This window comes from uncultured Campylobacter sp., assembly GCF_937996225.1.
Taxonomy (GTDB): Bacteria; Campylobacterota; Campylobacteria; order Campylobacterales; family Campylobacteraceae; genus Campylobacter_B.
This window is the reverse complement of sequence record NZ_CALKTC010000038.1, coordinates 1-13,978: the sequence shown is the minus strand read 5'-3', so window position 1 is coordinate 13,978 and position 13,978 is coordinate 1. Positions and strand designations below refer to the sequence as shown.

Below are 13,978 nucleotides of genomic sequence, written 5' to 3'. Positions count from 1 at the left end.
TGAAAACGTGGCTCAAAACAACGCCGAGAATAACACCAAAAGCGAGGCTCAAAATTTCACCGAAAATCAGACCGTAAATAACGAGTGGGGCAAAATCGAAGCCGCTGCCGAAAATCAAAGCAAAAACCGGGTCGAAACCGACAAAGCCTCGTCCGCTGGTGCTTCCGCGCTTAACGACGCTGTCGAAGCCAACGAAACCTTCTCGGCTAATGCTTCCGCGCTAGGCGCCGCTGCCGCTTCGGGAGCTGCTGTGGGTGTGAAAGCAGGTCTTGCCAAGGCTAACGGGCGCGCGAAAACGAACAAGATATTTTTTATCGGCGCAATCTTGCTGATGTTTTGCTGCGTGATCTATCTGTTCTCGCCGTTTTTGATGGTGATTGTAATCGGCGTGCTGATGGCGGTGGCGACCTCGGGTCTGCACGCTAAAGTGACGAAGCTGTGCCGCGGCAGGCGCACGCTAGCCTCGGTGCTTAGCCTGTTTTTGCTATGCGCGCTTTTTTTCGTGCCCTTCATCTACGCAGTGATCGAGATCGCCAAAAACGCCGCGAGCTTCGATATGGCGCGCTTAAACGACGCGCTTAGCTACGTTCAGAGCCTAGACATCAGGCTGCCCGGGCCTTTTGAAAAATTTGATACGCAGTTTCGCTCGTTTTTGGCAAACCTAGACGTCGCGGGCTTAGCGAAACAGATCATCTCATATCTCTCGGTCGTTGGAAAGTCCAGCGCAAAATTTATCGTCGATATGGTGCTTATCGTCGTGTTTTGCTTTTTTGCATACCTCTACGGCGAGAGCTTCAAGCGCTTTTTTAAAAAAATTCTACCCGTAGAGCCCGCGCAGATCGATTATATCTTTTCCGAGACGGCAAATACGATGAGCGTCGTGTTTTACTCGACCATCTTCAACGCCGTATTGCAGGGCTTTTTGTTTTCGATCATCGCGGGGATCTTCGGCTTTGACGCGCTGCTGATGGGGGTGCTTTTCGCCTTCTGCTCGCTCATCCCCGCAGTCGGCGGCGCGCTCATCTACGTGCCCACCGCGCTATATGTGCTAGCGGGGGGCAGCACCTCGGGCGCGATCGTGATAATGGCGTATTGCGTGATACTGATCTCGACGCTCGCAGACAGCTTCGTAAAGCCGCTCGTGATCAAATTTATCAACTCGCGCCTGGTCGAAAACCCCGCAAACATCAACGAGATGCTGATCTTCTTCTCAATGCTTTCGGGCATCAGCACGTTCGGGTTCTGGGGCGTGATCCTGGGGCCCGCGATTTTAACGCTATTTATCGCTGTGCTAAATTTATACGATTATCTAAAAAAGATAGAATTCGAGTAGGGCTTGCGCTGCCAGGCGCTTTTAAATTTATGAAAATGCTGCCCGTAAAACGCAATGCCCAGCACGCCCTCGCGGCTCTTGCGCCCTCGCGGCTTTTTGTCCGTTCGCAGCTCTTGCGCGGGCTTAAAGGCTTCAAATTTAAAGGCAAATTTTAATTTCGGCGCACCACTAACTCTCTTTGAGTGCCCGCAGTATAAATTTTAAAATTTGGCTTCGGCGCGGAATTCCTACGCCTAGGAATTTTAAAATTTATGCTCTTGTTTTGAAATTTAAAAACCCTCTGCGCGCCGCAAAGCCCATGGCCGAACGAAGGGCTGCGATACTAGGGAGTAAATGCGCACTAAATTTAGCGTGTTTGACGGCAGCCGAGCTAAGCTCGATGTTTTACTGCGGCGCATCTTAAGCCGCGCGCAGAAGTAGTTTCTGCCAGCGGTCGGCGCCCCGGTCGCCGTATTTTTATAGCGCCATCCCAAACAGACGGGCGTCGCAGCGGCTATAGGCTGTGGCGCCGGACGGCAGTTGCGGTATCTTTTTATGCGGCGTCTGATTTGGTACGGCATGTTTTTTATGCGACGTAAAGCATAGCGCTGCGCAGAAATTTCATAAATTTAATTCGTCCATCGCTTTTAAAATTCTGTATCGTCATAGGGTCTAATTGTAGATTTAAATTTACGGCTAAACGCAAGGCGGCGTATCAAAAGCTTAAAAATCGGCTAAGGGTGCAAAAGCGGCGTCGGGCTAGAGATACAAAAACAGGCTAGAAGTGACAAAGATGAGTTTGAAAATTTCAAATTCCGTGGGCGCAGATAAAATTTATATAAAAAATTTTACCGAGTGACGCAGAGATCGTCGAAAATATAAAATTTAGACAAAAAGCACCAATAGAGTGGCGGCGGTTTAGATCCGCACTTTGCCGCCGTATTTGATCTGGCTTGGGTCTTTTTCATCCAGCTCGCGCATTATCTGCTCGCCGTTGTCGGAGTTTGCCGCGGCGATGTCTGCGTCAAGATCGGAGTAAGAATAGATCATCATCGCCTCGCTTGCGCCTTTTATAGTCTCTATCGCGCGAAATGCGGCGATCTCGTCCTCGAAGCTCTCCGCGCTAATCGTGGCTACCGCCTTGCCGTCCTCGCACGCGACGAACTCGCAGCCGCCGATGCTTTGCAGCTCCTTTCGAAACGCCGCTACGTCGGCATTTGCGCTCAGATAGATTACGACGCTTGAAATATTCATTTTAACTCCCAAAAGTAGATATATCTATTGTACCCCGAGCCCACGAGATACCCTCCTGCGAAAAGCAGATAGTTGATGATGTCGTTGTCCAGCTCGATGCTGCGGACGATCTCGCCTGCTTTATCGATTACTCGCACGCCGTTACCAACGGTAAAAGCTCCTAGCTCGGGGCTTAGTGCCACGGCAAAAACTGCAAAATGGGCGTTATAAAATTTAGCGAAATCGCCGTTTTCGTAGTAGCACGATCTTTCCTTGTCGTTCGAGCCACTCATCATGCGATCGCCAAGTAGCGCCACGGAGTAGATTCCGTCCTTGTGCAGGGACTTTTGGCTCATAAGCTTTTTTGCTTTCGCGTCGAAATAAAACACGATGCCGCCTTCGCACGAGATTAGCAGCGTTCCGCTGGAGCGGTCGTAGGCGCTGCCGCCCAAAGACGCGATGGTGAGCTTTTGCTCGAAGCTTACCTTACCGCTAGACAGGTCGAAGTATAAAATTTCGCTGCCAAGACCTAGCAAAATCACGGTGTTTTCGTCGTAGAAATAGACGTTTTTAATCCCCGTCATCGGCAACTTGTAGTGCGTGATCTTGCCGCTCGCAAACACGCCCAGCATCTTTTCAAACGCGTCGCCGTTATATAAAAATGCGTATTTTTCGCCTAGTTTATCGACGTCGAATATGGTAGCGCCCATCGGCTCGTCTAGGTAATTTTTGGACGAGGGCAGGGCGAAAATTAGCGTCTTGGAGATTGCGCTCGGCACGGAATTCGAGATAGAATTTTGAGCGGAATTTAATGCCGTAGAATTCTCGGCAGAATTCTGCTTTATGGAATTTGCCGCTGCGGAATTCTCTACGGAATTTATAGCGGCGGTATTTGCCTCGGAATTTCCCGCAGAATTTACGCTTGCTCTTGCATTAAAATTCTGCGCCGCATTGGAATTTATGCTTGCGTTTGCCGCGGAATTTTGATCTGCGAGATTTTGTCCAGCTGCGGAGTTGCGCGCGGAATTCTCAGTGGAGCTAATGGCGATTTTATAGAGCTTGCCGTCGTCGAGTCCTGCGTAAATTTCGCCGTCTAGATTTTTTAGCACCGCGACATTTGCGTCAAGCTCTAGTATGAATCTAGCGTGTTTGATCTTTGCAGGCGTATCTATGCCCACAGCACCGCTAGGTGCCGCGACGCCATTACCGGCATACATGAAGCAGGCGCAAAGTAGCAGCGGTGGTAAAAATTTCATCGTGCGCTCCTACTCAACCTCGGCGCCTTGATTTAGCGTATCTATGAGATTAGAAGTGGAATTTGCGTCGCTAAACCTGCTAAAATCAGCCTTAAAATTATTTTTAACGAGCGGATCGGTCTGGGCTTGCGGTACGTGGCATTGCGTGCAGTTGAAGCGCTGCTCGGCTAGCGTGCCGTTTAGATCCGCGCCTGTGCGAAAGTCTACCAAGTGGCTTTTTGGAATCGGCGTAGAGCCTACATCCTTAGCGACATCGGGCATATGGCAGGTTACGCACATATTGTTATCCTTTGTGATCGGTACAAGCCCGTCCAGACTGTGCGGTATGAGCGGCGGAGCGTTTTCGAAGCTGCGCTCGATTTTCGAAGCGGCGCCCGGAGCGTCCTCGCTATATTTGAAATCGGGCAGGGAATTTTTATTTTGCGCCGATTCATCTACGCTTTTTATAAAGCCCATGCTATCGGCGTCTATAGATGCCGTCTTGTCCGCGGCAAACAGCGCCGCACAGCATGCAAGAGCCAAGCCTAAAACCATTTTTTTCATTTTTTCACTCCTAATATACTAAAATTTAACGCATCGTCGTCGCATACATCGATGCAGCGTCCGCAGCTGATACACTCGCTACTAACGCACCCGTTTTCGCGCCCGACTATCTTAAGTACTTGCACTTCGGGGCAGACCATTTTGCATTTGCCGCACATCGTGCATTTATCTACCTCGTGGCGAATGCGAATGACGCTAAAATAGCTAAGCGCAGCCCAAAATCCGCCGAGCGGGCATAGCCGCGAGCAGATAGTGCGATCGCCTGCAAAAATTTCAAAAACTACGATCAGTAGCGCGATTGCAAACGCACTGGCACTCAGCGATATGACGGCGCGCGCGAAAAGTGAGATAAAGCTTACGCTCTCAAACGCCGCAAAGCCGAAAGCTCCGCTGCAAACAAGCGCTAGCACCGCTAGGACGTAGCGAGCTTTGCGATTTACGTTTAAAATTTTGGTGTGCACGCCAAATTTTTTACGAAGCCACGCGGCAAGATCGGTCAGTAAATTTATCGGGCAGACCCACGAGCAATATAATCGCGGCGCTATAAGCGCATAAAATGCTCCTACGATAAGCGCTCCGATAACCGCCGTAGCGCCCAAAGAAAAGCTAGCTAACAGCATCTGCGCCGTTGCAAACGGATCGCTTAGATTAATCGTGCCGAAAAGTTTCGACGAGCTTAGATTGCCCTTTAGAATTCCTGATAAAATTCCGTTTTCGCTCGCGGCTTTGAAGGCGAAATTATTTCCTAAAATAAAAAGGACTAGAATAGAAATTTGGCTCAAACGCCTTAAAATAGTGTATTTCATTGCCTAGTTCCTTCCATTAGATCGTCCTCGTTTAAGTAATCCTTACTCTTTTGCGGATCGAGCTTGATTTTGGTGTCTGCGTCCTTTAGCTTCGCGTCGTCGCCCTTGATCCAGCCTTTGACGTAGTTATCGCTGGAAATTCCTATGACGCGCTCGCGTTCCACGACGCTGATAGCCGCCTTTTTCGTGACGCAGGCATGCTCGCACTTGCCGCAACCCGTGCAATAGTCGCTATCTACGACAGGCACGAGCAGGGCGTGCTTTTCGGTGCGGTTATTGTGACGGTAATCGATCCTGAGCGCCTTGTCCATCACGGGGCAGTTTCGCACGCACGCGTCGCATTGGATACCCGCATAAGCGATGCAATGCTCCGTATCTATGACCGCAACGCCCATTTTGGATAGACGCACGTTAAGCTTGGAGTCTTCGCTTACCAGGCTTTTATCTAGTGCGTCGCTAGGACAGGCCGCGACGCAAGGTATGTCGTCGCACATATAGCATGGAATTTCGCGCGGGATAAAAAACGGTGTGCCGTTTGCAATAGCATGATCGCAAAAGCTCGCAAGCTTAAGCGTATCAAATGGGCACGCCTCGACACAAAGTCCGCACCTTAGGCATTTGCTAAGAAATTCTTTCTCGCCTATAGCTGCGGGCGGGCGGAGTCTGGCGTGCTCGCTAGAGTTTGCGACTCCGAGCCCCAAAACGCCAACGCCAGCAGCTAAAGAAAGAATACCTAAGACCTCACGCCTATCCATAATTTACGCCTTGTAAATTTTAACCGCGCATTTTTTGTAGTCGGTCTCTTTTGAAAGCGGACAGGTATGATCGAGCGTGACGCGGTTTATGTAGACTTTCTCGTCAAAAAACGGCACGAAAATAAGTCCCTTCGGCGGAACGTTACGTCCGTGAAAGTCCACGCGCGCTTTGACTTTGCCGCGGCGCGACTCGATCCAGACGATCTCGTTTTGTTGTACGCCGATTTTGGCGCCGTCGGCTTCATTCATATAGCATCTTGCTTCCGGTACGGCGCGATAAAGCTCCGGCACGCGCATAGTCATAGTACCCGTATGCCAGTGCTCTAGCACGCGACCCGTACATAGCCAGAAAGGATATTCCTCGCTCGGCACTTCTACAGGATCCATATATGGGCGGAAGAAAATTTTAGCTTTATTGGCAAGGCTTGTTTTCTCTTCGCCTGAAGTAGCAGATTTCAGATCGCCGCTAGGAAGCGCCGCTTTGGCGTTGCCATAAAAGGCAAAGTCACTATCCGGAGCCGCTTTTTTAGCATAAGGATCGTATTGAGCGTTGAAGCGCCAAAGTGTTTCTTTGCCGTCTACGACCGGCCATCTAAGACCGCGCACTCGGTGATATGTATCGAAATCGGCTAGGTCGTGTCCGTGACCGGTGCCAAATTTGCGGTACTCCTCCCAAAGATATTTCTGGATGAAAAAGCCATATCCTTTAAATTCTTTGCCGTCGCTGCCGATTACGCCACGAGAGTCGCCGTTTACTTCGGAGTTATCGAAGCTTGCCATAATCAGATCTTTTGCCGCGAAAGCCTGAGCGTCTTTGTTTGCAAAGAGCACTTCAAATAGTGTAGTCTCTGGCGTATAGCCGAATTCTGAAATTTTATCTAAGACACTTGGTAACGTAAGCTTATCATTTACTTTAACCTCGCCCCAAAAATCCTTAAGTTTGAAGCGCTTGGAAAACTCTAACATCTGCCACGTATCGCTCATAGCGTCGCCCACAGGAAGAACCTGCTGCCTCCACCACTGAGTTCTGCGCTCGGCATTGCCGTATGCGCCCCATTTTTCGTAGATCATCGCGGTCGGCAGGATTAGATCGGCTACCTTCGCGCTTAGTCCCGGATATGGCTCGCTTACTACGATGAAGTTATCCATCTCGCGCGCCGCGGCTATCCAGTGGTTTGCGTTGGCGATCTGCTGCCACGGGTTATTTACCTGAACCCACAGCCATTTTATCTTGCCATCTTCGAGATTGCGTAGAGCCTGCACGTAGTGTGCGCCCGGTTTTGGGTTTATCGTGTTCTCTGGAAGCTTCCAAATTTTTTCGGAAACCTTTCTGTGTGCCGGATTTGCCACGACCATATCGGCAGGTAGGCGGTGAGAAAACGTGCCCACCTCTCTAGCCGTGCCGCAAGCGCTAGGCTGACCGGTAAGCGAAAACGCTCCGGAGCCCGGCTTAGCTTGCTTGCCGAGCAGAAAATGCACCATGTAACTTTGCTCATTGACCCAGGTTCCTCTTGAGTGCTGATTAAAGCCCATCGTCCAAAAGCTTACTACTTTGCGATCTTTTTCTATATAAAAATCTGCCAGCTGCTTTAGCTTGGTCTTAAACGCCTCTAAATCCTCATCTTCGTTACCCTTGGCCAAAGGCGCTACAAATTCTAACGTGTAGGGCTCCAGCGCTTTTTTAAATTCTTCAAAGCTTATGAGCCAGTGAGCATCCGATTTGTCAGAGTGTTTGTTTTCGAGTACGTCGCCCTCTTTCATACCCAGATATGCTAACGTAACGCCCTCGGATTTGCTTAAAATTTTGGATTTTTGCTTAGCCGCGGTATCAAGCTCGGTTTTGCGGTATTTTTTATGATTTATATCTTCTCGCAAGCCGTAGCCGATATCCACAGGGCCTGTAGCGAACACACAGTGCTCTTTAATAAATTTCTCATCTATCATATCCGGGTGGTTGTAGACGATCTCCCTTGCTATGTAGTTCCATATCGCCAAATCGGTATTCGGACGGAATATAATTTCGATATCGGCGATGTTTGAAGTGCGGCTAGAGTAGGTCGAGAGATTTATAACTTTTACGCGGTCCGGGTTGCGAAGCTTGTGGTCGGAGACGCGAGACCAAAGGATAGGGTGCATCTCAGCCATATTCGCGCCCCAAGCGATGATGGTATCGGTTAGCTCGATATCGTCGAAAACGCCCGCAGGCTCGTCGATACCGAAGGTTTGCATAAAACCTACGACGGCGCTGGCCATGCACTGGCGAGCATTAGGATCGAGATTATTGGAGCGAAAGCCCGCCTTTACTAGCTTTGCTGCGGCGTAACCTTCCGGGATCGTGTATTGACCGCTACCAAGTACGGCAAAGCCCTCGGGACCGCCTTCGTTATAGGCGCGCCTGAAATGCTTCTCCATTTCGTCGAACGCTCTTTGCCAGCTGATCTCGATAAATTTTCCCTTTTTGTCGAATTCGCCTTTGGAATTTACGCGCAAAAGAGGCTTGGTGATGCGATCGGCGCCGTACATGATCTTGGCGTTGAAATAGCCTTTGATGCAGTTTAGACCGCGATTTACGGGCGCTAACGGATCGCCTTTGACCGCTACGATCTTGCCGTCTTTGGTGGCTACCATGATGCCGCAGCCGGTGCCGCAGAAGCGACAGGCCGCCTTGTCCCAGCGCCAACCTTTTTCGGCTTCGTCAGTAGCGCTAAGACTGCTAGGCAAGCTGATACCTGCAACGCTACAGGCAGCCGCTGCTGCAGAGCTTTTTATAAAGTCTCGTCTATCCATGAGATTAACCTTTCGTTTAGAATGTAAATTTCTATTAACGTTTTGGATAATAGCATAAAAAAACGGCTTAGTCTAGATTAAAATCAAGGTTTTTTCTACATAGATTTCAGATATAAGATAATAATTTTATAAATTTTAAATTTAGTGGTTCAAATTTTATCAGGACAACGAGTTTTTGATAAATTTTAATATATATTTTCATTTAATTAAATTAATATATTATACCGATAAATTAGCATTAAAATTTCATAAAAATTTAATCGTGCTTTGAAATAAAACGGAGCGTAATATAATTTCAAAATTCTATTAAAATTATAAAAGTTAGCTTAAAAAGCGTCTTTTGTGATAAGCGATAAATTTTACACTAAAACGCCGTCATTATCGAGGCAAAAGCGTAAAATTTAACTATTCAATTTAATATGCTGGATTTGCATATCGCTTAAATTTCGCTTAAAAAAATTCACTAATTTAAAAATTCTTTTATAATCTAGAAAGTATAATAGCCGTGCAAACCAAAATTCTTGAAAGGAATATTATGCAGTCCAGAGAAAAGATTGTCAAAACGACTTGTCCTTACTGCGGCACCGGCTGTGGTATCGATCTTATCGTAAAAGACGGCAGGATCGTAAACGCGCGCCCTACGCAGGCCCATCACGTAAATGACGGCGAGCTATGCTTAAAAGGGATGTTCGGCTGGGAGTTCGTAAACTCTCCAAAACGCCTTGCCAAACCTATGATCCGTAAGAAAAACGGAGTATTTGATAGAAGCGGTAAGCTGGAGGAGGTAAGCTTTGAAGAGGCTTATGATTTTGTAGCGTCTAAATTTAAAGAGACCGTCGCTAAATATGGCCCAAGCTCAATAATGGGTTTTAGCTCGGCGCGCTCAAATAACGAAGACAACTACGTTTTTCAGAAATTTTTCCGTGCTCAGGGCAGCAATAACGTCGATCACTGCGCCCGTCTTTGACACGCTCCTACAGTGGCAGGTCTTGCCAACACGCTAGGAAACGGAACGATGACGAACGATTTGGTAGAATTCGCTACCGATACGGACGTATTTTTACTCATCGGCACAAACACGAGCGAGTGTCACCCGATCATCGCTATGCAGATGCAGCGTGGGCTTCAGCGCGGCGCTAAGATGATTGTCGTAGATCCGAAGCGCACAGATATGGCGAAAAAAGCTGATATCTATCTGCAAATCCCAGTGGGCGCGAACATTAAGACGCTAAATACCATTATGAATGTTATCATTGCTGAAAATCTGCAAGATGACGAGTTTATCAAAAACTACGCTCACGGCTACGAGTATTTAAAAGAAGCGGTTAAGGACTTTACTCCTGAGCGCTTTGAGCGCGAGACCGGCGTGAAAAAAGAGCTCGTAATCGAAGCTGCTAGAATGTATGCTAAAGCAGGCGCAGCGGCGATCTGCTACACGATGGGTATCACGCAGTTTAGCGACGGTACGTCAAATGTATTTTCGCTTTCAAATTTAGCCATTTTGACGGGAAATTTAGGCAAAAGAGGCGCGGGCGTAAATCCTTTGCGCGGTCAAAATAACGTCCAGGGCGCATGCGATATGGGCGCGCTACCTAACGTCATCCCGGCAGGTGCGGTAAATTCCGCTTACGCTCAGGAGCAGGCGCGCAGAGTATGGCACTTCGAGCTAAATCCAACTCCAGGCTTTAAACTTACGATTGCTCCGGATAAGATGGATAGCGGCGAGCTGAAGCTACTCTACGTTTACGGTGAAAATCCCGTAATGAGCGATCCTTGGACGGAACACTTTGTGCATGCAACGCACCATTTGGATTGCTTTATCGTGCAGGATCTTTTCTTTACCGAGAGCGCACAGAAAGCCGATGTCGTACTACCTGCTGCCGGCTGGGGCGAGAAGGATGGCACCTTTTTAAACACTTCCCGTCGCGTCCAGCGCACGCGCAAGGCAAGCGAGCCGGCTCCTGGCGTAGAGCCTGATTGGAAGGTAGTTTGCAATATCGCGCAAAGAATGGGACTTGAAGGGTTTGATTTTTTAAGTGCGGAAGAAATTTGGAACGAAGTGCGTGCATTAATGCCTAAATTTTTCGGCGGTATTAGCTACTATAGGCTAGATAAGCTAGGTGGTATCAGCTGGCCATGTCCTGATGAAGATCATCCGGGCACACCGGTTCTTTACGCAGATCATAAATCGATGCTGCCTGATGGTAAATTTAGAATGGTGCCGGTACTTTACGTGGATGATAAAGAGGGGCGCGCTAAAGCTGAGGCGGATTTTAGAGCCAAGATGAAAATTCCTGATGATTATCCGGTGGGAAGCGGCGCGCTTAGTGAAATACCGGATGAAATTTATCCGTGCTTATTTACGACTGGGCGTAAGGTTTATCACTACCATACGGGCACGATGACGAGAGAGTGCCGCGCGCTAGAGTACGGTGCGGGCGCAGAAGGCGCGCTCATCGAGGTTAGCCCCGACATCGCACGCGAACGTGAGCTTACCGAAGGCTGCTACGCGCTTGTCAAAAATAAGCGCGGTCAGATCGCCGCAAAGCTTCGTATAAATCCGGATCTGAAAGAGGGTACGATCTTTACGACCTTCCATTACAGCGAGGCCGACGGCAACGAGCTCGTGCATGCGGGCGATCTGGATCCGCTATCGGGTATCCCGCCGCTAAAGATGACGATCGCAAATATCAGAAAGCTTAGCGAGAGCGAGTTTATCGAGTTCAGAAGACAAAACGAGATGTCAATGCACTCCGAGAAACCTTATCTATCGCCGGTGCATAGGTAGTTTGGGCGGTAAATTCCGCCCGCTTTGCAAAGATGAAATTTAATCGCGGCTACGGCAAAATTTGATGAAATTTTATCTTTGCGGGCGCTTCATGGCCGCTTGTGCTCACGGTGCGAGCGGCTCGTGGAATTTTCCACGCGATTTTTTAAATACAAAACTGCGAGCGCTTTAAATTTACGCACGCCGCTTCGGCTTTACTTCGGCGAATTAAGGCTATTTAAGCAAAATTTCACTACGATACGGGCGAAATTAAAATAAGGAAGGTCTATGGAGCCGATTTATAGGGCGGAGATAGTTAAATTTAAAGGGGATGAAAGAAGGATCGTAAGCGATATCTTGGTGCGCGAGATCAAGCTTGAAATTTTACTAAACGGCAAGCGTTTCGGTGCGCTTATGGCGACTCCGAGCGATTTAAAGGCGCTTGCGGTAGGATATTTGCTGAGCGAAAATTTGATCTCGGATCCAAGCCGCATAAGAAGCATAGAGCTCGCGCCGGACGGGCTTAGCGTGAATGTCTGCGGCGAGATAAACGAAAAGCGGCTAAATAGCTTCGATACCGAAAAAGTCATCATCAGCGGCTGCGGGCGCAGCTCTACCGCAAATATCGATCCTGCAGCTATGGCGGCGCGTAAAGTCCGCTCGGACGCTAAATTTCATAAGAATGAAATTTTAAATTTGATGAGCGAGTTTTACACGCAGTGCGAGCTTTATGAGATGACGGGCTGCGTGCACACCGCAAAGCTCTTTACCGCGGGCGAGTATTTTATCGGCGAGGATATCGCCCAGCACAATACCATCGATAAATCCGTCGGCAAGGCGGTCTTGGCGGGGTGCGATACGCAGGGCTCGCTTCTTTTGGTAAGCGGCAGGCTAAGCTCCGAAATGGTCGCCAAAGCCGTGATGAGCGGCGTTAGCGCGCTTGTTTCGCGCACGGCCCCTACGAGCCTAGGTGTCGTGATTGCGCGTAAATTTGATCTTACCCTTTGCGGCTTCGCGCGCGGCGAAAATTTAAACGTCTATAGCGGCGAAGAGAGAATTTTGAGTTAAGAGGGCGGCATGGAGATAGATATCAAGATAGACGATAAAAAAGCAAGCGAGATCAAAAGGCTGATTTTAAATTTACTAAATCCAAGCGGCAAGCTCGATTGCGGTGCAGCGTTTAAGATCGCCGCCAAATTAGGCGTGGACGCGGGCGTCGTAGGAGATCTCGCAGCACGCGAAGGGATACGGATAGATCGCTGCGAACTCGGACAGTTCGGCAAGATGCAATGTAGTGGAGGCAGCATAAAGGCGCTGCAAAAGCTAAATCCGTTTTTGGATGAGAAAAGGCGGATTTTTTGCCGCGACGCCCGCGCCGTAGCTAGCGGCGGAGTTGGGTTTGATACCGTGCGCTCTACGCTTAAGGAGCACGCCATAGATGTGAAATATTGTCAGCTGGGCTGCTTTAAGGAGAAGAAAGGCAAAAGAATGAGGGTAAAAACAAAAACTTGGATCGAAAATGCGCAGGGCGAGCTCATTTTCGGCAAGGGCAAAACCGAAGTGCTAGACGTGATCGCCCAGACGGGCTCCATCTCTAAAGCCGCCGAGGTTTTAGGGATGAACTACAAAAAGTGCTGGAGCCATCTGCAAATTTTACAAAAAAATCTGCAAGAGGAGCTCTTTAGCACCAAGCAAGGCGGCGGCAATGCCGCAGGCACGACGCTAAATGCGCGCGCTTATGAGCTGATCGCCGCGTATAAGCAGCTGCAAAGCGATATAGAAAACTACGCAAACGAGCGCTTTAAGGAGCTTTTTTTGAAAAAAGAGGGCGAGAAAGACGCAAGTAAAGCGAAAGATAAAAACCATTAAATTTAAAGGAGAAACGATGTTTGTAAAGCTAAACGAACGAACCTATCTAAACAAAGACAGGATCACGCGCATCAAGGTAGATAGCGTCCAAGACGGTATCAGAATTCGCTTCTACGAGGGGCAGTTTCAAGTCGCCAAAAGCGGCAGATTTGAAAGCGAAGAAAAAGCGATGGAGTGGCTGCAGAAAAATTTTATCGGCAAATAGGCGCGAAGCGCACTTCATGACCGCGCGAGCAGCTTGCAAACAGTCCGCAAAATAGCGGTTTTTATGATACGGTAGCGGCTGCTCGCCGCTTATTAACACTACGATAATTTTGGTGGTCTGTGCTTTTAAGAAAAGCCTACGCAAAGATGTTGCGGTAAAATTTACGGCGAACGAGCTTCGGATATAGGGCCTAGCGTAGCGTGTAAATAGGGATACGATTACGCAAATATGGTCTATGACGACATTCGTTCGCCAAATTTACTCGAAAGATTTCATCATTCAAACCCGGCTTAACCGCATTTTTCAGCTAGCTTTGCCTATTTCGCCTATATAGTATTTATATTTTATTAAGTACTCATTGGGTATAGTCGCGGGCAAAATTCTAAGGGAAAATTTTGAAAAGCTTCAAACTTCGGTTTATTTATGCTGTCTGCGTGGTGGTCGT

General features: G+C 48.5%; 11 protein-coding genes. 5 read left to right on the top strand and 6 right to left on the bottom strand.

The features are described 5' to 3' along the window. On the top strand, positions 1-1,333 hold a 1,333-nt coding region (locus tag Q0174_RS05010), incomplete at its 5' end, for an AI-2E family transporter (protein WP_298042040.1). Positions 1,334-2,230: 897 nt separating this feature from the next. Here the strand turns inward: Q0174_RS05010 and Q0174_RS05005 are convergent. The 6 genes from Q0174_RS05005 to napA are packed head-to-tail and all read right to left on the bottom strand — an operon-like array spanning position 2,231 to position 8,692. Then, positions 2,231-2,566 carry a chaperone NapD gene (locus tag Q0174_RS05005; RefSeq protein ID WP_298042038.1) on the bottom strand — a complete coding sequence of 112 codons (336 nt, stop codon included), beginning with the start codon at positions 2,564-2,566 and terminating at the stop codon, positions 2,231-2,233. Beyond that, entirely contained in the window at positions 2,563-3,801 is a 1,239-nt protein-coding gene (locus Q0174_RS05000) for a hypothetical protein (protein WP_298042036.1), read from the bottom strand. Before Q0174_RS05000 ends, Q0174_RS05005 begins: the two co-directional genes overlap by 4 nt. A 9-nt stretch (positions 3,802-3,810) precedes the next feature. Continuing rightward, the gene (locus tag Q0174_RS04995; RefSeq protein ID WP_298042034.1) at positions 3,811-4,344 is read right to left on the bottom strand and encodes a nitrate reductase cytochrome c-type subunit; all 534 of its coding nucleotides are present in this window, start codon (positions 4,342-4,344) and stop codon (positions 3,811-3,813) included. Beyond that, positions 4,341-5,150, bottom strand: a complete 810-nt coding sequence (napH, locus tag Q0174_RS04990; protein WP_298042032.1) for a quinol dehydrogenase ferredoxin subunit NapH — start codon at positions 5,148-5,150, stop codon at positions 4,341-4,343. The genes Q0174_RS04995 and napH overlap by 4 nt, the downstream gene beginning before the upstream one ends. Then, positions 5,147-5,905 carry a ferredoxin-type protein NapG gene (gene napG / locus Q0174_RS04985; protein WP_298042030.1) on the bottom strand — a complete coding sequence of 253 codons (759 nt, stop codon included), beginning with the start codon at positions 5,903-5,905 and terminating at the stop codon, positions 5,147-5,149. The genes napH and napG overlap by 4 nt, the downstream gene beginning before the upstream one ends. Positions 5,906-5,908: 3 nt before the next feature. Next, positions 5,909-8,692, bottom strand: a complete 2,784-nt coding sequence (gene napA, locus Q0174_RS04980) for a nitrate reductase catalytic subunit NapA (protein WP_298042029.1) — start codon at positions 8,690-8,692, stop codon at positions 5,909-5,911. 535 nt (positions 8,693-9,227) lie between these two features. Between napA and Q0174_RS04975 the strand changes: the two genes are divergently transcribed. The 4 genes from Q0174_RS04975 to Q0174_RS04960 all read left to right on the top strand — a co-directional run bounded on the left by Q0174_RS04975 (position 9,228) and on the right by Q0174_RS04960 (position 13,533). Further along, positions 9,228-11,480, top strand: a complete 2,253-nt coding sequence (locus Q0174_RS04975; RefSeq protein ID WP_232501139.1) for a molybdopterin-dependent oxidoreductase — start codon at positions 9,228-9,230, stop codon at positions 11,478-11,480. A 267-nt stretch (positions 11,481-11,747) separates the two neighbouring features. After that, positions 11,748-12,527, top strand: coding sequence for a formate dehydrogenase accessory sulfurtransferase FdhD (gene fdhD, locus Q0174_RS04970; RefSeq protein ID WP_298042028.1), 780 nt, complete (start codon positions 11,748-11,750; stop codon positions 12,525-12,527). A gap of 9 nt (positions 12,528-12,536) precedes the next feature. Next, on the top strand, positions 12,537-13,328 hold the full coding sequence (locus Q0174_RS04965; protein WP_298042027.1) for a LysR family transcriptional regulator: 792 nt from the start codon (positions 12,537-12,539) through the stop codon (positions 13,326-13,328). A gap of 16 nt (positions 13,329-13,344) precedes the next feature. Beyond that, on the top strand, positions 13,345-13,533 hold the full coding sequence (locus tag Q0174_RS04960) for a sodium-dependent tyrosine transporter (protein ID WP_177388229.1): 189 nt from the start codon (positions 13,345-13,347) through the stop codon (positions 13,531-13,533). Positions 13,534-13,978: the final 445 nt, after the last annotated feature.

Coding starts and splice junctions, on each gene's coding strand:
- napG (WP_298042030.1), bottom strand. CDS start 5,905: ATGGATAGGCGTGAGGTCTTAGGTATTCTTTCTTTAGCTGCTGGCGTT.
- Q0174_RS05005 (WP_298042038.1), bottom strand. CDS start 2,566: ATGAATATTTCAAGCGTCGTAATCTATCTGAGCGCAAATGCCGACGTA.
- Q0174_RS04960 (WP_177388229.1), top strand. CDS start 13,345: ATGTTTGTAAAGCTAAACGAACGAACCTATCTAAACAAAGACAGGATC.
- Q0174_RS04965 (WP_298042027.1), top strand. CDS start 12,537: ATGGAGATAGATATCAAGATAGACGATAAAAAAGCAAGCGAGATCAAA.
- napA (WP_298042029.1), bottom strand. CDS start 8,692: ATGGATAGACGAGACTTTATAAAAAGCTCTGCAGCAGCGGCTGCCTGT.
- Q0174_RS05000 (WP_298042036.1), bottom strand. CDS start 3,801: ATGAAATTTTTACCACCGCTGCTACTTTGCGCCTGCTTCATGTATGCC.
- napH (WP_298042032.1), bottom strand. CDS start 5,150: ATGAAATACACTATTTTAAGGCGTTTGAGCCAAATTTCTATTCTAGTC.
- fdhD (WP_298042028.1), top strand. CDS start 11,748: ATGGAGCCGATTTATAGGGCGGAGATAGTTAAATTTAAAGGGGATGAA.
- Q0174_RS04995 (WP_298042034.1), bottom strand. CDS start 4,344: ATGAAAAAAATGGTTTTAGGCTTGGCTCTTGCATGCTGTGCGGCGCTG.